The following is an 18,865-nucleotide window of genomic DNA, read 5'->3' on the forward strand; positions in this document are numbered from 1 at the left end:
CTGCTCCGATACCGAACCGAGGCGGAAGGTGGCTGGTTTGCCACAGTTTCTCTGGGAGCAGCACTGCTGCCTGCCACTACTGCATTCCGCGCGGATCGCGGACCTGGCCCGCTATCCGCTCGGGTCGTATTTATCGGTGAACGTAGGGTATTCGCGCCAGTCGACCGAGGATTCACTGGCGCTGCTACACAAGTTCCGCCGGGATGCGCTGGGCGACGGTCGGTTCCGGCTGGTCGAGCGGTTCGCCGATATCGGTGCCGCCGATACCATTTCGCTGGCCTTCGACCTGGAGGATTCCGGACCGCTCGGCGGCGATCCGGATAACCTCGAAATGTTCTACGAACTGGGCGTCCGCTCAATGTTGCCGACCTACAACCACGCCAATGCGGCCGGTTGCGGTTGTCTGGATACCGACGACACCGGACTCACCGCCTACGGCCGAGATCTGGTGCGCAAACAGAACGAGGTCGGCATATTCGTCGACGGTTCGCACTGCTCCCGGCGCACCGGCCTGGACCTGGCCGAATGCACCGAAGTTCCGATGATCTACAGCCATTCCAATTTCGCGGCGCTGTGGTCGCATCCGCGCAATATCACCGATGAGCAGGCGCGGGCCTGTGCGCGGACCGGCGGCGTCATCGGTATCAATGGCGTCGGAATCTTCCTGGGGCAGAACGCCATCGATGGCCGGGCCGAGCGGGTCGCGGCAATGGCCGCGCATATCGAATACGGCGCGGAACTCGTCGGGATCGAACATATCGGCATCGGATCCGATTACTCCTTCGATGCCGAGGATTTCAATGACATGCTCGCCCAGGACCCCGGGGCGTTTTCCGACGCGTATACGAAGTGGGGGCCGCTGCAATGGGTGCCACCGGAGGATCTGCTCGGACTCGACGAGCTGCCCGGGTTGGATGCGGCACTCGCCGAGCGCGGATTCGGCGCGACCGACCGAGCGGCGGTATTCGGTGGCAACTTCGCCCGAATCGCGCGGCAGGTCTGGCGCGACTAAAGCGTGCCTCGGTTGGACAGCGCCAGGTGCACGATGCGGCCCACCCGACTGCGGTCGCCGTCGTGTAAATAATGTTCACCGGATCGACGATCGCGCCTGGTGCGCGCACCGATCGGCCGCGTCCTTTTCGAGAGCTGATCGCTATCAGTGCTGCTGATGGTGCGAGGGGTTTAGTTCACCGCTGCCGTCTGTCGCGGCCACCAGTCAAGGTGTCGCGGCCCCGCACAGCGGCTCGGTCGCAAGAAAGCCGCCGTGCCGGGTGGCGCGCGTCTCATAGTTGCAGGGGGACGGTGGGTGAAGTTTGCCCGACAGCGTTAGGCTCGACGGCGTGACTTCCCATTACGACGTTGTCGTTCTCGGTGCCGGTCCTGGCGGTTATGTCGCCGCCATCCGCGCGGCACAACTTGGCCTCCGTACCGCGATCGTCGAGCAGAAGTATTGGGGTGGTGTCTGCCTCAACGTGGGCTGCATCCCCTCCAAGGCGCTGCTGCGCAACGCGGAACTCGCGCATATCTTCACCAAGGAAGCCAAGACCTTCGGCATCTCCGGCGATGTGAGCTTCGACTTCGGTGTCGCGTTCGACCGCAGCCGCAAGGTCGCCGACGGCCGGGTCAAGGGCGTCCACTTCCTGATGAAGAAGAACAAGATCGACGAGTTCGACGGTAAGGGCACCTTCACCGACGCGAACACCCTCTCGGTCGCCCTGTCCAGTGGCGGCACCGAGACGATCACTTTCAGCAATGTCATCATCGCCGCGGGCACCGTCACCAAGCTGCTGCCGGGCACCTCGCTCAGCGCGAATGTGGTGACCTACGAGGAGCAGATCCTCACCCGCGAGCTGCCCGGCTCGATCCTCATCGTCGGCGCAGGCGCGATCGGCATGGAGTTCGGCTACGTCCTGAAGAACTACGGCGTCGACGTGCGCATCGTGGAGTTCCTGGACCGTGCGCTGCCGAACGAGGACGCCGACGTCTCCAAGGAGATCACCAAGCAGTACAAGAAGCTCGGCATCACCATCACCACCGGTGCGGCCGTGCAGTCGATCGACGACGACGGTTCCAAGGTCACCGTGTCTATCAAGGACAACAAGACCGGCAACCTGGAGACGGTCACCGTCGACAAGGTGCTGCAGGCCGTCGGCTTCGCGCCGCGGGTCGAGGGTTACGGCCTGGAGAGCACCGGTGTCGCGGTCGAGCGTGGCGCCATCGCCATCGACGACAACATGCGCACCAATGTGCCGCATATCTACGCCATCGGTGACGTGACCGGGAAGCTGCAGCTCGCCCATGTCGCGGAGGCTCAGGGCGTCGTTGCCTCGGAGACCATCGCCGGTGCGCCGACGGTCACCCTCGGCGATTACCGGATGATGCCACGCGCCACCTTCTGCCAGCCGCAGGTCGCCAGCTTCGGCCTCACCGAGCAGCAGGCCCGCGACGAAGGCTACGACGTGAAGGTCGCGACCTTCCCGTTCACCGCCAACGGCAAGGCACACGGCCTCGGCGATCCGACCGGTTTCGTCAAGCTGGTCGCCGACGCCAAGTACGGCGAACTGCTCGGCGGCCACCTGATCGGTCCGGACGTCTCCGAGCTGCTGCCGGAGCTGACCCTGGCCCAGAAATGGGACCTGACCGTCAACGAGCTGACCCGCAACGTCCACACCCACCCGACGTTGAGCGAAGCCCTGCAGGAAGCGTTCCACGGCCTCGCGGGCCACATGATCAACTTCTGATCCGTATCGAAGACGGTGGTGTTCGGGCCGAAAGGTCCGGGCGCCACCGTATTTCATTGGAGCGCAACGATGCGACGCAAAGGGTTGATCGGGGCCGCGCTGGTTCTCGTGGTGGTGTTGGCGCTGGCGGTCGGCGGCTATTACCTGATGAACTCGCGCACCTTCCAGTTGGCGGGGCGGTTGGTGAACCGGGTCGACACGACCGACAAGGTGGTCGCGTTGACGCTGGACGACGGGCCGACCGACAAAGCGCCCGAAGTGCTGAAAGTCCTTGCCGAAGCCGGGATTCCGGCCACCTTCTATCTCATGGGCCGGGACTTGGCGGTGCATCCCGAATACGGCAGGACGATCGCGCAGGCCGGTCACGAAATCGGCAATCACACCTACAACCATCGCCGGATGGTGCTGGTCTCCGGCGATACCGTGCGCGACGAGATCGAACGAACCGACGCGGAAATCGCGAAAACCGGTTATCGGGGCCCGGTCACGTTCCGCCCGCCCTACGGCAAGAAGCTATGGGCACTGCCGAAGTATCTCTCCGACCACGACCGCACGACGATCACCTGGGATGTGGAACCCGACTCGGGTAAGCAGGCGAGCACCGACGCCATCGTCGCCGAAACCGTCGCCAAGGTGCGGCCGGGCTCCATCGTCCTGCTGCACGTCATGGGGCAGTGGAACGAATCCCTTGCCGCCATTCCGCGCATCGTCAGCGAACTGCGTTCCGCCGGTTACCAATTCGTCACCGTGTCGGAGCTGCTGAAGCACTGAGGATCTATCAGAGCATGCCGTAGGCGTGGGTAGGGGTCAGGCGCACGAGGGCGCGACGGTCGGTGACCATGGCCGTGCGGTACTCGTCCCAGTCGGGGTGCTCGCCTGAGCCCGCTCGGTAGTAGGCGACCAGTTCGTCGACGGTCTGATCGTGCGGGTCGGCGGCCACTGGCGTCAGGTCGACGGTGCCCTCGATGACGGCATAGGCGAAGAAGTCGTCGCGGGTGACGTGGATCGCGGCCCACGGATCGCGCACCAGATTGTGGTACTTGGCCCGGTCCGCGGTGATCGAGATACGAATGATCCCGTCGTCACCGACCACATGCAGCACATTGGACAGCTGCGGCCGCCCATTACGCCGAATCGTAGTGAGCACGGACCGCTTGGTAGTCCGCGCGAAATCAACAGCCGACGAAATTTCCATACTCATCCTCGAGGGTCAGGTGCGGTGGTAGGCGGCTTGGGCCTCGTGGACTCGGGGCATGTTGGTTTCGATGATCTGGATGAGGCCTTCCAGGCGTTCGGCGACTTGGGCGCCGAGGTCGGTGAGGGTGTATTCGACTCGTGGGGGGATGGTTTCCTGCACCTCGCGGTGGACCATGCCGTCGCGCTCGAGGGCCTGCAGAGTCTGCGAGAGCATGCGCTCGCTGACACCGTCGACGCGGCGGCGCAGGGCGCTGAACCGGTACGGCCCTTCGCGCAGCGCGACAAGGGCCAGGGTGCCCCAGCGGCTGATCACATTCTGGAGCACCGGCCGTGAGGTGCAGTTTCGGGCGAATACGTCGGCTTCCAGCGTCGGATCGTCGGTATCCACCAACGGGTTGCGCTGAGTGGTCATGGAATCGATAGTACCCAACTTGACCAAAGTGGCTACGGAATGCATAGTGCTTACTAATAGTTAGTACTTGATGAAACGTACAGACCATGGAGGTAAGTCATGACCGTCGCCGTTACCGGAGCAGGTGGACAGCTGGGCCGTCTCGTCGTCGAGGCATTGTTGCGCGAGGGGACCACGCCGGTGGTCGCGATCGTGCGTGATCCGCAGAAGATCGCCGATCTGGCCGAGCGGGGCGTCGAGGTCCGGCAGGCCTCCTACGACGACGCGGAAGCGCTCGACCGGGCCTTGGCCGGTGTCGACCGGGTGCTGCTGGTCTCGGGTAACGAATTCGGTGCGCGAGTCGCCCAGCACACCAACGTAATTCGGGCCGCCGAGCGCGCGGGCGTGAAGCTGCTCGCCTACACCAGCATTCCGCGCGCCACCGAGAATCCGCTCATCCTGGCCCAGGAGCACCGGGGCACCGAGCAGGTGCTGGCGGAATCGACTGTCCCGCACACACTCCTGCGCAACGGCTGGTACTGGGAGAACTACTTCGGTGCGCTCGGGCACACGGTCGAGTCCGGCGTGCTGCACGGTGCCGCGGGTACCGGGCGAGTCGCCGGTGCCGCGCGCGCCGATTACGCGGAGGCGGCCGCCAAGGTGCTGACCACCGACGGCCACGCGGGGCAGGTTTACGAACTCGGCGGCGATGAGCGCCTCACCTATGCCGAACTCGCCCAGGTGATTTCGCAGGCATCCGGCAAGCCGGTGCGCTACGAGAACCTGTCCAAGGAGGACTACACCGCGGCGCTCGAGCAGGCCGGTCTGCCCGGCAACTACGCCGCCGTGCTCGCCGACGCGGACGCCGGTGTCGGCGACGGCATTCTCGATGTGGACTCCGGCGACCTCCAGAAACTGCTCGGCCGTCCGTCGACTCCCGCCGTCGACGTCTTCCGCGCGGCCCTCGCCTGACGCATCCAAGAGCGGGTGCAACCGGCTCGCACGCCGTCGTCGCAACATGGCGGCACGGCGTGCAGTCGCGTCACGTCGAAGGTACTGGCTGGCCGACGAGCCGAGGTCGCATGGCGTCCGACCTCGAACCACATCAGACCCACTGCACCAGTTGCAGGATGATGCCGTTCGGGTCGGCCGTCTGGAAGTAGCGCTCGCCCCAGGGCTCGGTCTCGATCGACGTCACGATCGGGACGCCCTCGCGCTGGAGGCGTTCGTACTCGGCATCGATATCGTCCACGACGAACGCGACCAGCAGGCCCTCGCCAGCACTCCCCGATTTTTCTTTCGGCTTGAAGCTGTCGAGACCGGTGCGCAGGTAGCACAGGGTGAAACCGGCATCGGGGCGGGCCACCGAGACGAAACCGTCGGCCGACATCTGCTCGGTGAAGCCGAGATGGTCGATGGCGAACTTCGCCGAGGCCTGCGGATCGGTGACATTGAGCGAGATGGCGGAAGCGGTGATTTTCACAAGGTCCTCCTTGGGTCGACCAGAAATACTATACATAGTACGCTGTACTTCGTACAGAAATTCCTCGCGCGGCACTGTTGCGCGCGTCACGTCGATACGATCGGCTTTCGCGCAAGGAATCTCGCGAAACGAGGAGGCGGCATGGCCGAGCAGTCACGGGACCGCAGCAGCGCGGGCGATCCCGTGCGCACCTTGGAACTGCTGTGGCGCGTGCCCGCCGCGTCGGTGCGCGGACCGAAGCAGCGCAGCAGTGTGGATGCCGTGGTCACGGCGGCCATCGAAATCGCGGACGCGGATGGGATCGGCGCGCTCACCATGCGAGCCGTCGCCACCAAGCTCGGGCTGACGCCCATGGCCACCTACACCTACGTGCCGGGCAAGGCGGAACTCGTCGACCTCATGCTCGATGCCGTCTATCGGGAGATGTCGCGTGCCGATCTGACCGATCTGCCGTGGCGCGATCGCGTCGCGACGATCGCCGCCGAGAATCGCGCCATGCTGGTCCGCCACCCGTGGGTCGCCTACCTGCCGACCACGCGGCCGCCGCTCGGCCCCGGTATCGCCGCCAAATATGAACACGAACTGCGCGCCTTCGACGGCCTCGGCCTCGACGATCTCGAGATGGACGCGGCCGTCACCTACGTTCTCGGCTTCGTCACATCGGTGGCTCGCATAGCCATCGACACCGAGCGCGCCGCAGCCGAGAGCGCCATGTCCGATCGGCAATGGTGGGAGCGCGCCGCCCCGCTACTGGCCCAATTCTTCGACGCCGAGCGCTATCCGCTCGCCGCTCGCATCGGCGCGGTCGCGGGACAGGCGCACGACTCCGCCTACAGCGCCGACCATGCCTACGAATTCGGCCTGGCGCGAGTCCTGGACGGACTGGCCCGGCTCATCGAAAAGCGCTGAGCCGCAGGGCTACTGATCGCCGGTCTCGTTGTGCGGTTTCGGATGCCGTGCGGCGTCCGGACCGCTGGGAAGCATGAAGCTGGTGATCACGATGGATAGAAGGATGAATCCCGCCACGATCAACACGAGGCTGACGGTCATGACGGCGCCCCTTTCTCCTATCGAGCCGACAGCTAATTGTCAGCTAGTTGATGGAGGGGTTTCCGATCCTGGTGTCGTCACACTATGGCGTGCGACACACGTCGGTTGATGTCTCGAAAGCTGTGGTACTGCATGACGAAGGAAACGAAAATCGTCACTCTGTGCGTGTCGCGTTTCAGTTTAGGGGCTTTCGGGGGCGATCGCTCTGGAATTGCTAAATCTGGAATGGGCGGCGTTGGCGAGGGCGAACTGTGCGCCGACGCCGCGATAGCTCAGATGCCGTCGCGCTGGATCCGCAGCGCGGTGATGGTCGCGGCCAGCCCCTCGTACTGATTGATGAGCAGCACGATTTCGATCAGGCTGCGCTCGTCGTAATGCTCGGCGAGGGCGGACCAGGTGGTGTCGTCGATATCGCGGGTTTCGACCAACTTGTCGACCGCGGTGAGCAGTGCGCGATGCTTGTCCGACCACCCTTCGGCGGCGGGGCCGGTGCGAACTCGGTCCAGGATTTCCGGCGTGACGCCCGCCCGCCGGCCGAGGCGAATGTGATGGTCCATCTCGTAGGCGCAGTCGCGCAGCTCGGCGACGCGCAGGATGACCAGCTCGGATTCATGTCTGGGCAGTCGGCCGCCCGGCATCAAGCGTCCGGAGAAGTGCAGCCAGCCGCGGAACAGTCCCTTGGTGCGGCCGAGTGTGCTGAACAGATGTGCGTCGTCGGTGCCCGCCGCACGCGAAAGTATCTGCCAGACAACCCAATTGATCGGTCCGAGCTCCCGGAGCCGACCGGGTGAGATGCGTGGTTGCAACGCCGAAACCATGCCTGTGCCTCCTTGTCCGCCGCCGGTGGCGTGATCTGTCCTGCCGGACCGAGTCCGAGCGTACTAGTGGGTAGGTCCACGATCGGCGGGTCGATGCCACCGAGTTGTGCTTTCCGGTGGTCTTCGTCGCGACGGCGGGTCATCATCAGTACCGGCGCGGTGGATGTGGGGCGCTGGGGTGAACCGGATGAGGGTAGGAAATACGCGATGCTGGTGAAGATCAAGACCGGAACGAATCTGTCCGGGGCCGAACAGGAGTTCGTGGAATGCCTGCGGTTGTATCCGACGACCGCCGTCGCATTGATCGGCTTGGAGGTCGGCGAGCACGGATCTCGTCGGGTCGATGCGGTCATCCTGACCCCGCGCGGCATTACCGTGACCGATATCAAGGGTTTCCGGCGCCGCCAGAGCGGGATTCTGAACATTCCCGGCGACGGTCGATGGACGATCAGCGCGGAGCCCGCCGACCTGGACGAGGAGATCTCCGGCAATCCGGTCGATCAGCTGGAACACAGTGTGTATGCGGTGAAGACCCGGCTGGAGCGCGCGCTGATCGATCCCGGCCACATCTGCGGCGCCGTCGTGCTCGTGCCGTTCCGCGGCGTCGCGGTGCGGCCTGCCCGGACCAACCTGCGTCCCGGCATGGATATCCTCGTGTCGAATGCCCGTGACGCGACCGAACTCCGCATCTACCTCGAGGGTTTCTCCGCCGGACCGCGCAGCTGGACCGCGGATCGGGTCGTCGCCGCCTGCGATGCGCTCGGCGCCACCGAAAAGCCTTCCCGCGCCGAATTACTCGCCGACGGTTTCGACGAGGTGCAGCCGAAAGCACCGTCGCCCTCGGCGCGGGAGATGCGCCAGCATGTCATTCCCGCGCCGCTGCCGCCGAGTAGGCGGCAGACGGCGGCGGGGTGGGTGGTCTTCGCGGCCGCCCTGGTCGGAATGGTGGTGGTCCTCATCGTGATCGCGAGTTCGCTCGCGCACGATTCGGCCGATCCGGCCCGCGAACCGAATACCTCGACGACGAGCGTGACGCCCTCGCCGCCGCCGTACCATCCGACCGAGTGCTGGCCCCTGCAGACCAACTGCTGATTCAGAACGCGGCTTCGTCCAGCTCCATGATGTCGTTATCGATCGCGGCGATAATGTTCTTCGCCGCGGTCAATTCCGGCAGTGCGTTCTTCGCGAAGAAGCTTGCGACGGCGACCTTTCCGGAATAGAACGCCCGATCCTTCTCCGGTGCTTCGGCGGCCAGCGCGGCGGCCGCGATCTCGGCCTGCACCAGCAGTCGCCAGGCGATGAGCAGATCGCCGACCGCGAGCAGGAAGCGCACCGAACCGAGTCCGACCTTGTACAGCTCCTTCGGATCCTGTTGGGACGCCATCAGATAGCCGGTCAGCGTCGCAGCCATCGCCTGCACATCCTCGGCCGCGGTGGCCAGCAGCGCCCGCTCGGTCTCGAAGCGACCGGTCTTCGCCTCCAGGAAAGCCGCGATCTGTCCGTTGACGTGCGCGAGCGCCACACCCTTATCCCGAATGATCTTGCGGAAGAAGAAGTCCTGCGCCTGGATCGCGGTGGTGCCCTCGTAGAGCGAGTCGATCTTCGCATCGCGGATGTACTGCTCGATCGGGTAGTCCTGCAGATAGCCCGAACCGCCCAGTGTCTGCAGCGATTCGGTCAGATACTGGTAGGCCCGCTCGGAACCGACGCCCTTGACGATCGGCAGCAGCAGATCGTCGACCCGGTGCGCCAATTCGGCATCGGCACCCGAAACCAGTTGCGCAACATCGGCATTCTGATGGGCCGCGGTGTAGAGGTATACCGCGCGCAGACCTTCGGCGTAGGCCTTCTGCATCGCCAGCGAACGCCGCACATCCGGGTGGTGGGTAGTGGTGACGCGCGGAGCGGCCTTATTCGTCATCTGCGTCAGGTCCGCACCCTGGACGCGCTGTTTGGCGTAGTCGAGCGCATTGAGGTAACCGGTCGACAGGGTGCCGGTGGACTTGATGCCGACCACCATGCGGGCGTTCTCGATCACCTGGAACATCTGCGCGATGCCGTTGTGCACCTCGCCGACCAGCCAGCCCTTGGCGGGCACATCGGTCGCGCCGAAGGTCAGCTCACAGGTGGGCGAGGACTTCAGCCCCATCTTGTGCTCGACGCCGGTCACATAGACGCCATTGCGGTCGCCCAGCTCCAGCGTCTCGTGGTCGAACAGGAATTTCGGCACGTAGAACAGCGAGAGGCCCTTGGTGCCCGGACCGGCGCCCTCCGGCCGAGCCAGCACCAGGTGGAAGACATTCTCGGCGGTCTCACCGACATCACCGCCGGAGATGAAACGCTTGACGCCCTCGATGTGCCAGGAGCCGTCCTCCTGCTTGATGGCCTTGGTGCGTCCCGCGCCGACGTCGGAACCGGCATCCGGCTCGGTCAGCACCATGGTGCCCGCCCAGCCGCGGTCGTAACCCTTTGTGGCCCACTGCTTCTGCTCTTCGGTGCCGACATTGAACAGCACCGAGGACATCACCGGCCCCATATTGAAGAAGCTCGCCGCCGGGTTCGCACTGGTGAGCATCTCGTTGACCGACCAGACCACCGCGGCGGGCGCGGGCGTGCCGCCCATCCCCTCCGGCATGCCGAGTCGACTCCAGTCGGCCTCGTGCACCGCCTGCACGGTCTTGCGCAGCGGTTCGGGCACCGAAATCGAGAAGGTGGCCGGATCGTAGACGACCGGATCACGGTCGGCCGCGGCGAACGATTCCGCCACCGGTCCCTCGGCCAGCCGCTTCACCTCGGCCAGGATCTCCCGCACGGTTTCCGAATCGAGATCGCCGTAGGCACCCGTATCAAGGAGTTTGTCCAGTTCTAATACCTCGAACAGATTGAACTCGATATCCCGAACGTTCGCCTTGTAGTGACCCACCGGTCCTCCTCGGACTCACGCCTCCACGACCGGGCAGCCGCGGAATCGGCGTTTTGACGTTGTACAAAAAGAGCCTGCCGTACCGCTGTCTTGCTACGCAACCGTAGGCAAGTGGGGGTCCTCACAGCGGTTTGCCGAGCGATTTCTGCGAACGTTCACACGACGGAAACGTGTGCAACGGACTCGTCACCGAGAGATATTCCGGCGCAACAACTTCTGTCTAACGTTCCCAGCACGAATACAGCCGCTGTATACAACCCGGTCTACAGGTCCTCTCGAGCGACCTGCAAGCAGTCGCTACGGCGGCGTGACCGGGGCAAAGGCGGGTGTATTTCGACGCGGCGCACGCAGCGCCGCCGAACACCTGATGAAGTGAGAAGGGTGGCGCTCCATGCCAGAATCCCGTGATATCCGTCGATCGCGTTCGCGCCGCGTCAGCAAGGCGCTGGTCGCGCCGACGGCCGTCGCACTAGCCGGTCTGTTGCTGACCGGCTGTGGCGCCAAGGATGACGCCTCGTCCAGCGGCTCCAACGCCTCGTCCTGCGTCGACACCTCGAAGGACTCGATCAAGATCGGCTCGCTGCACTCGCTGTCGGGCACCATGGCGATCTCCGAAGTCACCGTCGCCAACTCGACCAAGCTGGCCGTCGACCAGATCAATGCCGCAGGCGGCGTACTCGGCAAGAAACTCGACCTGGTGCTGGAGGACGGCGCCTCGGATCCGAAGACGTTCGCGGAGAAGGCCGAGAAGCTGATCAGCTCCGACTGTGTCGCAGCGGTATTCGGCGGTTGGACCTCATCGAGCCGCAAGGCCATGAAGCCGAAGTTCGAAAGCCTGAATTCGCTGCTGTACTACCCCGTCCAGTACGAGGGCTTGGAGGACAGCAAGAACATCTTCTACACCGGCGCGACCACCAACCAGCAGATCCTGCCCGCGCTGGATTATCTGAAGCAGAAGGGCATCAAGTCCCTTTACCTGGTCGGCTCGGACTACGTCTTCCCGCAGACGGCCAACCGGGAGATCAAGGCCTACGCGGCGGCGAACGGCATCGAAATCAAGGGTGAGGACTACACCCCGCTCGGCTCCACCGATTTCTCCACCATCGTGAACAAGGTCCGCAATGCCAAGGCGGGCGCGGTATTCAACACCCTGAACGGCGATTCGAATGTGGCCTTCTTCCGCGAATACACCAACGCTGGTCTGAAAGCCGCTGATATGCCGGTGGTTTCGGTATCGATCGCCGAGGAAGAGGTCGCCGGTATCGGCGCGCAGAATATCGCCGGACAGCTGACCGCGTGGAACTACTACCAGACGGTCGACACCCCGGTGAACAAGAAGTTCGTCGCGGACTACAAGGCCGCATTCGGTGCCGACAAGCCGACCTCGGACCCGATGGAGGCCGCCTACGCCTCGGTCTTCCTCTGGAAGAACACCGTGGAAAAGGCGAAGTCGTTCAAGGTGGCCGATATTCAGGCCGCGGCCGACGGCGTGACCTTCGAGGCCCCGGAGGGCCCGGTCACCGTCAACGGAGCCAACCACCACATCACCAAGACCGCCCGCATCGGCGAAATCCGCCCGGACGGACTGATCTACACGGTGTGGGACTCGGGCAAGCCCGTGACGCCGGACCCGTACCTGACGTCCTACGACTGGGCCAAGGGCCTCAAGTAGTCGACCGGCGCCGAATGCGGGCTCTGTGAGGGGGAGCCCGCATTCGGCCGACCCGTTAGGAATCCGAATATGGACGTGCTGATCGGCCAGCTCTTCACCGGGCTGAGTCTGGGATCCATTCTTCTGCTCGCGGCGCTGGGCCTTTCGCTGACCTTCGGTCAGATGGGCGTGATCAACATGGCGCACGGCGAATTCATCATGGCCGGTTGCTACACGACTTATGTTGTGCAGAAGGTCATCTCGTCGGCCGGGGTATCGCTGGTCGTTTCATTGCTGATCGGCTTCCTGGTCGGCGGTCTGCTCGGGGCGGCCCTGGAAATGGGTCTGATTCGGTGGATGTACGACCGGCCGCTGGACACCCTGCTCGTCACCTTCGGCGTGGGACTCGTGCTGCAACAGGCCGCGCGTGACATCTTCGGCGCGCCCGCCAAGAACGTGCTCGCCCCCGATTGGCTCAGCGGCGGTGTCACCATTCTCGGTGCGGTGGTGCCGAAGACCCGCATCTTCATCCTGGTGCTCGCGGTCGTCGCCGTGACCACGCTGGCCACCGTGCTCAGAACGACCCCGCTCGGTCGGCGCATCCGCGCGGTCGTGCAGAACCGCGGTCTGGCCGAGACCAGCGGTGTCTCCAGCCGTGTCACCGATATCAGCACCTTCTTCATCGGCTCCGGCCTGGCCGGGGTCGCGGGTGTCGCGCTGACCCTGATCGGTTCGACCAGCCCGACCATCGGGCAGAGCTATTTGATCGATGCCTTCCTGGTCGTCGTGATCGGCGGACTCGGGCAGATCAAGGGCACCGTGATCGCGGCCTTCGCACTGGGCCTGCTGAATTCGTATATCGAGTACTCCACGACGGCCTCGATCGCGAAGGTGATCGTCTTCGTCATCATCGTCATTTTCCTGCAGGTTCGTCCGCAGGGCCTATTCACCGTTCGGACGAGGAGTCTGGCATGACCACACTCGGACAACGTTGGCGCGCATATCCTTCCGTGACCGCGTGGGGCGGCTTCGTCGTCGCCGCGATCCTACTGTTCGCGGTCGCGCCCGCCGTGCTCAGCGATTTCCGGCTCAATCTGCTCGCCAAATTCCTGTGCTTCGCGATCGTGGCGGCAGGAATCGGATTGGCTTGGGGCCGTGGCGGAATGCTCACGCTCGGACAGGGAGTGTTCTTCGGCCTCGGCGCATACATCATGGCGATGCATCTGCAGATGGCCGATGCGGCCAGGCTGCACAATGAGGTTCCGGAGTTCATGGAGATCGCCGGAATTCGCGAATTGCCCTCGTTCTGGCGTCCTTTCGCGTCCGCTCCGGTCGCCCTGATCGGCATTCTGGTGCTGCCCGCGCTGATCGCGGCGGCACTCGGTTACGGCGTATTCAAGCGCCGGGTCAAGGGCACGTATTTCGCGATCCTGAGCCAGGCCTTGGCCGCGGCGCTAGCGATTCTGTTGACCGGACAGCAGAAGATCGGCGGATTCACCGGATTGTCGGACTTCCGTGCGTTCTTCGGCTTCAAGCTCTCGGATCCGGTCAACCGGCAGATGCTGTTCTTCATCGCGGCGGGCACCTTGCTCCTGGTGGTCGCCGCGGTGCGCCAGCTCATGCACAGCCGCTACGGCGAATTGCTCGTCGCCGTGCGCGATCAGGAGGAGCGGGTGCGCTTCCTCGGCTACGATCCGGCCAATATCAAGATCGTGGCCTATGTCGCGGCGGCATTCTTCGCGGGTATCGCGGGTGCGCTGTTCACCCCGATCGTCGGCATCATCTCGCCCGCCGATATCGGTGTCGTACCGTCCATCGCATTCATAATCGGTGTCGCGATCGGCGGACGGACCACGCTGCTCGGGCCGGTGCTCGGCGCGATCGGCGTGGCCTGGGCGCAGACGGCGCTCTCGGAGGAGTTCCCGTCCAGCTGGACCTATTTGCAGGGTGTGCTGTTCATCGTGGTCGTCGGATTCATTCCGGCGGGTCTCGCCGGGGTGTGGCCGATGTTGAAGGGGTTGCTGGACAGCAGGTTTCGCAAGACCACCGCGCATGCGCCGATGGTGGCCGACGAACCACTGCCCGAAGTCGTGATCGAGGAGAAGGTGGAATCCCGATGAACGCACACGACCCGAAGCCGGGCGGCAATGCGGGCATGTCGAGCGAATACCTCGAAATCCGCGGTCTCTCGGTGAGTTTCGACGGATTCAAGGCCGTCTCAGATGTGGATCTCACTGTGCTACAAGGTGATCTGCGGTTCCTGATCGGTCCCAACGGCGCGGGTAAGACCACCCTCATCGATGCGATCACCGGTCTGGTGCCCGCCACCGGATCGGCGCAGAAGTCCGGCGTCGAATTGCTCGGCAAGAAGGTGCATCAGATCGCCAGGCTCGGCATCGGCCGAACCTTCCAGACGGCAAGCGTTTTCGAGCAACTCACTGTGCTGCAGAATCTCGATATCGCGGCGGGCGCGGGTCGCTCTGCTCTGACTCTCCTGCGCCGCCGCAAATCGGTTTTGCCGAGTATCGAAGAGGCGCTGGAGATCACCGGTCTCGGCGAGCTGCGCGATAAGCCCGCCGGTGTGCTGGCACACGGGCAGAAGCAGTGGCTGGAGATCGGCATGCTGCTGGTGCAGAACGCCTCGGTGCTGCTGCTCGACGAACCCGTCGCGGGCATGAGCGCCGAGGAGCGCGAGGAAACCGGAAATCTGTTGCGGCGCATCGGCGGTGAACGCATTGTCGTTGTGGTCGAGCACGATATGGACTTCATGCGGTCCTTCGCGACCTCGGTCACCGTGCTGGCCGCGGGCAAGGTACTCAGTGAGGGCACCGTCGCACAGGTACAGGCCGATCCGAAGGTGCAGGAGGTCTACCTCGGCACCGCCGCGGCCATCGGCACCGAACTCGAAGACGCGCAGACCGCGCGGGAGCTGACCGCAAAGGAGTCCGCCGATGCTTGAGCTCATCGACATCCATTCGGGCTACGGCCGGACCGAGGTGATCCACGGCGTCTCGATCACCGTTCCGGACGAAAGCGTGGTGGCGATCATGGGGCACAACGGCGCGGGCAAAACCACGCTGCTGCGTACGGCCGTCGGGCTGATCGGCACCAAATCCGGACAGATCAACTTCAACGGTGAGTCGATCACCAAGATGTCGCCGTCGCGTCGGGTCAAACGCGGTATCGCGTATGTGCCGCAGGGACAGCAGAGTTTCCCGCAGCTGAGCACGGCCGAGAATCTGCAGGTCGTCGCCGACGGCCGCAAACGCGGTAAGGCCTTGATCGACGAATCGCTCGACCTGTTTCCGGCGCTGCGCGAACTGTTGAATCGCAAGGCGGGCCTGCTGTCCGGCGGCCAGCGTCAGCAATTGGCCATCGCCAGGGCGCTGATCACCGAGCCGAAGCTGCTGATTCTCGATGAGCCGACCGAGGGCATCCAGCCGTCCGTGGTGGCCGAAATCGAGCGCACCATCATCGATTTGACCGGGCGCGGCGGACTCAGCGTGCTGCTGGTGGAACAGCACATCGGGTTCGCACTGCAAGCGGCGCAACGCTATTACGTCCTGCAGTCCGGCCGCGTCACGTCCACCGGTGACGGCGGAGCGGGCGCGGAGACCTCGGTCCGCTCGGCGATGGCGATCTGAGCTGGCCGCCATGACGCGCAGGGGTCGGGTTCCGCTCAGCGAGCGGGTCTACGAATCGCTCCGGCGGGACTTGGCCACGGGGGCGATCGTGCCCACCGAACGGCTCGGCGAGGAACGCCTTGCCGAGATCTACGGGGTTTCGCGCACCCCCGTGCGGGAGGCGCTCGCACGGCTGCAGGCCGACGGACTGGTGGAGCGGCACGCCGATGGGCTGTATCCGTATCGACCGCGATTGGAGGAGCTGGACAATCTGTTCGAGTTGCGAATTGTATTGGAGACCAGGGGAATTCAGCGTGGCATCGGTATCGTCGGTGAACCCGCACCGGCACACGATTCGGCGCTGGTGCGTGCGGAACTCGATATCTGGCGCGGATTCCGCGACGATCCACCCGAGCCGGGACCCGCACTGGTCGCCGCGGACGAGCAGTTCCACACGACTCTGCTCGCGGCGGCGGGCAATACGGCGCTGGCGGACGCACTCACCGGTGTGTACGTCCGGGTCCGCCCGGTCCGCACCCTGGACCTGCCGACGCCGGAGCGGATCGCCACTATGACCGCCGAGCACATCGCGATCGCCGAACACCTGCTCGCCGGTGCTCCGGATGCCGCGCTGCGCACGCTCACCGCACACATCGGTAGCTCGCGAAAGCACGTGCTCGCGCGTGCCCAGCAGGCGATCGAGTTCACCAAACTCTCACGCGCCGTGCGGGATTGACGCTTCGGCCAGCGGTCGCGTTACGCGGAACCCGAGCAACGTCGATGCCATGGGCGGCGAAAAGGCAGTCAATCAGTGAGGAGCTTCAGAACGACCGGCCGGGACAGGGTGCCCGAAACCTGGCGGGCGAGTTGATTGGCGCTGGTGCCTTCGGCGTGCGCGTCGCGCAGCGCGGCGGCGAGTTCGTCGCGGGCCGCATCGGCGGCGGCTTGGGCCTCGCGTACGCGTTGGGCGGCGCGGTCGACGGGATCGATCGGGCCGTTCGTGGCAGCGCTGTCAACCCCGCTGGCCGGTTCGGTGGTCAACTTGTTGACCGGCTCGCGGTGCGGTATCGATTTGTCCGCTCGCAGCGCGGCCCTGGCGAACTCCATCATGAATTCCCGGGTCGCACCCTGGTTCTCGGCATCCGCGCCGAGCAGTAGGCGGGTGGTCTGCGGGACCGCGAGGCTCCAGTTGGACAGGCCGCACAGGGCGAGCAGCAGTCGGCCCGCGTGGCTGGCGTCGACATCGAACTGCTCCTTGGCGCTATCGAATTTCCGCAGGTAGTGCTGGGCGCGCCAGCCATCGATATCGTGTGCGTCGGTGCCACGGTGCAGCCCTTCCCAGAGCAAAAGCCGTAGCAATTGCGGATTTTCGCGGTGGTAGTCGAACAGCTTGCCCACGTACTCGCCGGGGTCGTTCTCGGCCAGGGGTTGGACCACATCCATGAATTCGCGCATGGTGTCGATCAAGATGACGTCGAAGAGCTTGTCCTTGCTGCCGAACAGGCCGTAGATGCGCTCCTTGTTCACCCCGGCCGCCTCCGCGATCCGGTCCACCCGCGCGCCCGCCAGGCCGTATTCGGCGAATTCGTCGCGCGCGGCGCGCAGCAGGGCCTGCTTGGTCGCGTCACTGCGTTTCATCGTGACCGTCATGACCGCGACTTTACCATCTCATTAAACCAACTATTTGGTTGACAGCTGGGGTGCAACGGGCCTAACTTCGTCCACATGGCAACGCCGACTCTTCAGCTTCCGGGCGGTATCCCGGCTCTGGCGCGCACTCGCAGCGCCTCACCACGCGCGCACACCGGGCGTACCCTTCCTGTTTTCGTCCTGTCCGCCCTGCTGGCCACCGGTCAGATGTACATCCCGATTCCGCTGTTCACCGCCATGAAAGCCGATTGGCACGTGGGCGCGGGCGTCATGACCTGGATCATCAGCGCCTTCGCCTTCGGCTATGCGGGCGGCTTCGTGCTGTTCGGCCCGCTGTCGGATCGCTACGGCCACCGCCGGGTACTGGTCACCGGCATGATCGTCGCCGCGGTGGTCACACTGTTGACCGGCCTATCGCTCAGTGCGCCGATCGCGGTCGGCCTGCGCGTCGCGCAAGGTCTGGTCGTCGGTTCGATACCGCCCGCGATCATGGCCTATATCGCCACCCGCATCGCGCCGGCGCATCGGGCGGTGGTCACCATGTCGGTGGCCACCTCCTTCCTGGCCGCGACCGTGCTGGCGCAGATCGCCTCGCAGGCCGTGGTCGCCGCGTTCCCGTGGCGCACCATGTTCATCGGCTCGGCCGTCGTCTTCGTGGCGCTCGCATTCGTGCTGCGTGCGGTGATGCTCGACGACGCGCCCACCGGTCGCGACAAGCCGCTCGTGCACAGCTACGCCGCGATTCCCGCGGTGCTGCGCATCAAGGCGCTGCTGCCGATGCTGGCCGCGGGCGCGCTGGCCATGGTGGTCATGGTCGGGGTGTACACCGGCATCGAAATCACCGGTCTGGTCAAGGGTTCCGGTGAACTGCTTGCGCTGCGCGCGGGCGCGCTGCCGGTCATGTTCGCACTGCCGCTGCTGGCCATCCCGCTTTCCCGCCTGACCAAGCCGGGCCAGATGGTGCTGGGCGTACTGGTCGCCGCGACCGCCATGGTGATCGCCACCTTCGAGGGCACCCACCTCGCGATGCTGACCATCCTGCTCGCCGTGCTGGTCGGTGGGCTAGGCGTCATCGCGCCCGCGGTCCTGCAAACCGCGGGGGAGTTGGGTGGTGAGGCTCGCGCCGCCGCGTCCTCGGTCGCCATGTTCAGCTTCTATGTCGGCGCCACCGCCGGACCACTGGTGGCCGCGGCCGCTGCGCCGCACGGCTTTTCGGTGCTGGCTTGGACGCTGGCCATCCTCCTGGTCGCGGCGCTCGGCCTGACCCTGCTCGGGGTGCGGATCCAGCGCTCGGCGCTACCGGCTTAACCGAAAGCGCCAGGCCGACATCGGAGTCGC

General features: G+C 64.9%; 20 protein-coding genes. 13 read left to right on the plus strand and 7 right to left on the minus strand.

The window, feature by feature from the left end:
* Window positions 1-37 precede the first annotated feature (37 nt).
* The 3 genes from ACQP1T_RS03750 to ACQP1T_RS03760 all read left to right on the plus strand — a co-directional run bounded on the left by ACQP1T_RS03750 (window position 38) and on the right by ACQP1T_RS03760 (window position 3,512).
* Window positions 38-1,012, plus strand: coding sequence for a dipeptidase (locus ACQP1T_RS03750; RefSeq protein ID WP_433758559.1), 975 nt, complete (start codon window positions 38-40; stop codon window positions 1,010-1,012).
* Between the two features lie 328 nt (window positions 1,013-1,340).
* Entirely contained in the window at window positions 1,341-2,741 is a 1,401-nt protein-coding gene (gene lpdA, locus ACQP1T_RS03755) for a dihydrolipoyl dehydrogenase (protein ID WP_433758560.1), read from the plus strand.
* A gap of 69 nt (window positions 2,742-2,810) precedes the next feature.
* The gene (locus tag ACQP1T_RS03760; RefSeq protein WP_433758561.1) at window positions 2,811-3,512 is read left to right on the plus strand and encodes a polysaccharide deacetylase family protein; all 702 of its coding nucleotides are present in this window, start codon (window positions 2,811-2,813) and stop codon (window positions 3,510-3,512) included.
* A gap of 7 nt (window positions 3,513-3,519) precedes the next feature.
* Here the strand turns inward: ACQP1T_RS03760 and ACQP1T_RS03765 are convergent, their stop codons facing one another.
* On the minus strand, window positions 3,520-3,936 hold the full coding sequence (locus ACQP1T_RS03765; RefSeq protein WP_433758562.1) for a PPOX class F420-dependent oxidoreductase: 417 nt from the start codon (window positions 3,934-3,936) through the stop codon (window positions 3,520-3,522).
* A 15-nt stretch (window positions 3,937-3,951) separates the two neighbouring features.
* Window positions 3,952-4,350: a winged helix-turn-helix transcriptional regulator gene (locus ACQP1T_RS03770; RefSeq protein WP_433758563.1), complete on the minus strand. Its 399-nt coding sequence runs from the start codon at window positions 4,348-4,350 to the stop codon at window positions 3,952-3,954.
* Between the two features lie 99 nt (window positions 4,351-4,449).
* Here ACQP1T_RS03770 and ACQP1T_RS03775 point away from each other — a divergent pair, with 99 nt between their 5' ends.
* A complete protein-coding gene (locus ACQP1T_RS03775; RefSeq protein WP_433758564.1) occupies window positions 4,450-5,301 on the plus strand; it encodes an SDR family oxidoreductase in 852 nt (283 codons plus the stop codon).
* A gap of 133 nt (window positions 5,302-5,434) precedes the next feature.
* Here the strand turns inward: ACQP1T_RS03775 and ACQP1T_RS03780 are convergent, their stop codons facing one another.
* Window positions 5,435-5,812, minus strand: coding sequence for a VOC family protein (locus ACQP1T_RS03780; protein ID WP_433761959.1), 378 nt, complete (start codon window positions 5,810-5,812; stop codon window positions 5,435-5,437).
* 141 nt (window positions 5,813-5,953) lie between these two features.
* Here ACQP1T_RS03780 and ACQP1T_RS03785 point away from each other — a divergent pair, with 141 nt between their 5' ends.
* A complete protein-coding gene (locus ACQP1T_RS03785) occupies window positions 5,954-6,721 on the plus strand; it encodes a TetR/AcrR family transcriptional regulator (RefSeq protein ID WP_433758565.1) in 768 nt (255 codons plus the stop codon).
* 9 nt (window positions 6,722-6,730) lie between these two features.
* Here the strand turns inward: ACQP1T_RS03785 and ACQP1T_RS03790 are convergent, their stop codons facing one another.
* The gene (locus ACQP1T_RS03790; protein ID WP_433758566.1) at window positions 6,731-6,862 is read right to left on the minus strand and encodes a hypothetical protein; all 132 of its coding nucleotides are present in this window, start codon (window positions 6,860-6,862) and stop codon (window positions 6,731-6,733) included.
* A 272-nt stretch (window positions 6,863-7,134) separates the two neighbouring features.
* Entirely contained in the window at window positions 7,135-7,668 is a 534-nt protein-coding gene (locus tag ACQP1T_RS03795) for a carboxymuconolactone decarboxylase family protein (protein ID WP_433761961.1), read from the minus strand.
* Window positions 7,669-7,887: 219 nt separating this feature from the next.
* Here ACQP1T_RS03795 and ACQP1T_RS03800 point away from each other — a divergent pair, with 219 nt between their 5' ends.
* Window positions 7,888-8,772 carry a nuclease-related domain-containing protein gene (locus ACQP1T_RS03800; protein WP_433758567.1) on the plus strand — a complete coding sequence of 295 codons (885 nt, stop codon included), beginning with the start codon at window positions 7,888-7,890 and terminating at the stop codon, window positions 8,770-8,772.
* Between the two features lies 1 nt (window position 8,773).
* On the opposite strand, the gene ACQP1T_RS03805 is transcribed toward ACQP1T_RS03800, so the two are convergent.
* Window positions 8,774-10,603 (minus strand): acyl-CoA dehydrogenase, encoded by a 1,830-nt coding sequence (locus ACQP1T_RS03805; protein WP_433758568.1) that lies wholly within the window; start codon window positions 10,601-10,603, stop codon window positions 8,774-8,776.
* A gap of 391 nt (window positions 10,604-10,994) precedes the next feature.
* Here ACQP1T_RS03805 and urtA point away from each other — a divergent pair, with 391 nt between their 5' ends.
* From urtA to ACQP1T_RS03835, 6 genes are all read left to right on the plus strand, one after another.
* Entirely contained in the window at window positions 10,995-12,275 is a 1,281-nt protein-coding gene (gene urtA / locus ACQP1T_RS03810; protein ID WP_433758569.1) for an urea ABC transporter substrate-binding protein, read from the plus strand.
* A 69-nt stretch (window positions 12,276-12,344) separates the two neighbouring features.
* Window positions 12,345-13,229 carry an urea ABC transporter permease subunit UrtB gene (gene urtB / locus ACQP1T_RS03815; protein ID WP_433758570.1) on the plus strand — a complete coding sequence of 295 codons (885 nt, stop codon included), beginning with the start codon at window positions 12,345-12,347 and terminating at the stop codon, window positions 13,227-13,229.
* Complete coding sequence (urtC, locus tag ACQP1T_RS03820) at window positions 13,226-14,374, plus strand: urea ABC transporter permease subunit UrtC (protein WP_433758571.1); 1,149 nt, start codon at window positions 13,226-13,228, stop codon at window positions 14,372-14,374. Before urtB ends, urtC begins: the two co-directional genes overlap by 4 nt.
* The gene (gene urtD / locus ACQP1T_RS03825) at window positions 14,371-15,213 is read left to right on the plus strand and encodes an urea ABC transporter ATP-binding protein UrtD (protein WP_433758572.1); all 843 of its coding nucleotides are present in this window, start codon (window positions 14,371-14,373) and stop codon (window positions 15,211-15,213) included. The genes urtC and urtD overlap by 4 nt, the downstream gene beginning before the upstream one ends.
* Complete coding sequence (gene urtE / locus ACQP1T_RS03830; RefSeq protein ID WP_433758573.1) at window positions 15,206-15,898, plus strand: urea ABC transporter ATP-binding subunit UrtE; 693 nt, start codon at window positions 15,206-15,208, stop codon at window positions 15,896-15,898. The genes urtD and urtE overlap by 8 nt, the downstream gene beginning before the upstream one ends.
* A 10-nt stretch (window positions 15,899-15,908) precedes the next feature.
* Window positions 15,909-16,613 (plus strand): GntR family transcriptional regulator, encoded by a 705-nt coding sequence (locus ACQP1T_RS03835; protein ID WP_433758574.1) that lies wholly within the window; start codon window positions 15,909-15,911, stop codon window positions 16,611-16,613.
* Window positions 16,614-16,681: 68 nt separating this feature from the next.
* Here the strand turns inward: ACQP1T_RS03835 and ACQP1T_RS03840 are convergent, their stop codons facing one another.
* Window positions 16,682-17,527 carry a TetR/AcrR family transcriptional regulator gene (locus tag ACQP1T_RS03840; protein WP_433758575.1) on the minus strand — a complete coding sequence of 282 codons (846 nt, stop codon included), beginning with the start codon at window positions 17,525-17,527 and terminating at the stop codon, window positions 16,682-16,684.
* 75 nt (window positions 17,528-17,602) lie between these two features.
* On the opposite strand from ACQP1T_RS03840, the gene ACQP1T_RS03845 reads away from it, so the two are divergent.
* A complete protein-coding gene (locus ACQP1T_RS03845; RefSeq protein ID WP_433758576.1) occupies window positions 17,603-18,835 on the plus strand; it encodes an MFS transporter in 1,233 nt (410 codons plus the stop codon).
* The last annotated feature ends 30 nt before the right edge of the window (window positions 18,836-18,865 follow it).

This window comes from Nocardia sp. CA-135398 (genome assembly GCF_050955845.1).
In the GTDB taxonomy this organism is placed as follows: domain Bacteria; phylum Actinomycetota; class Actinomycetes; order Mycobacteriales; family Mycobacteriaceae; genus Nocardia.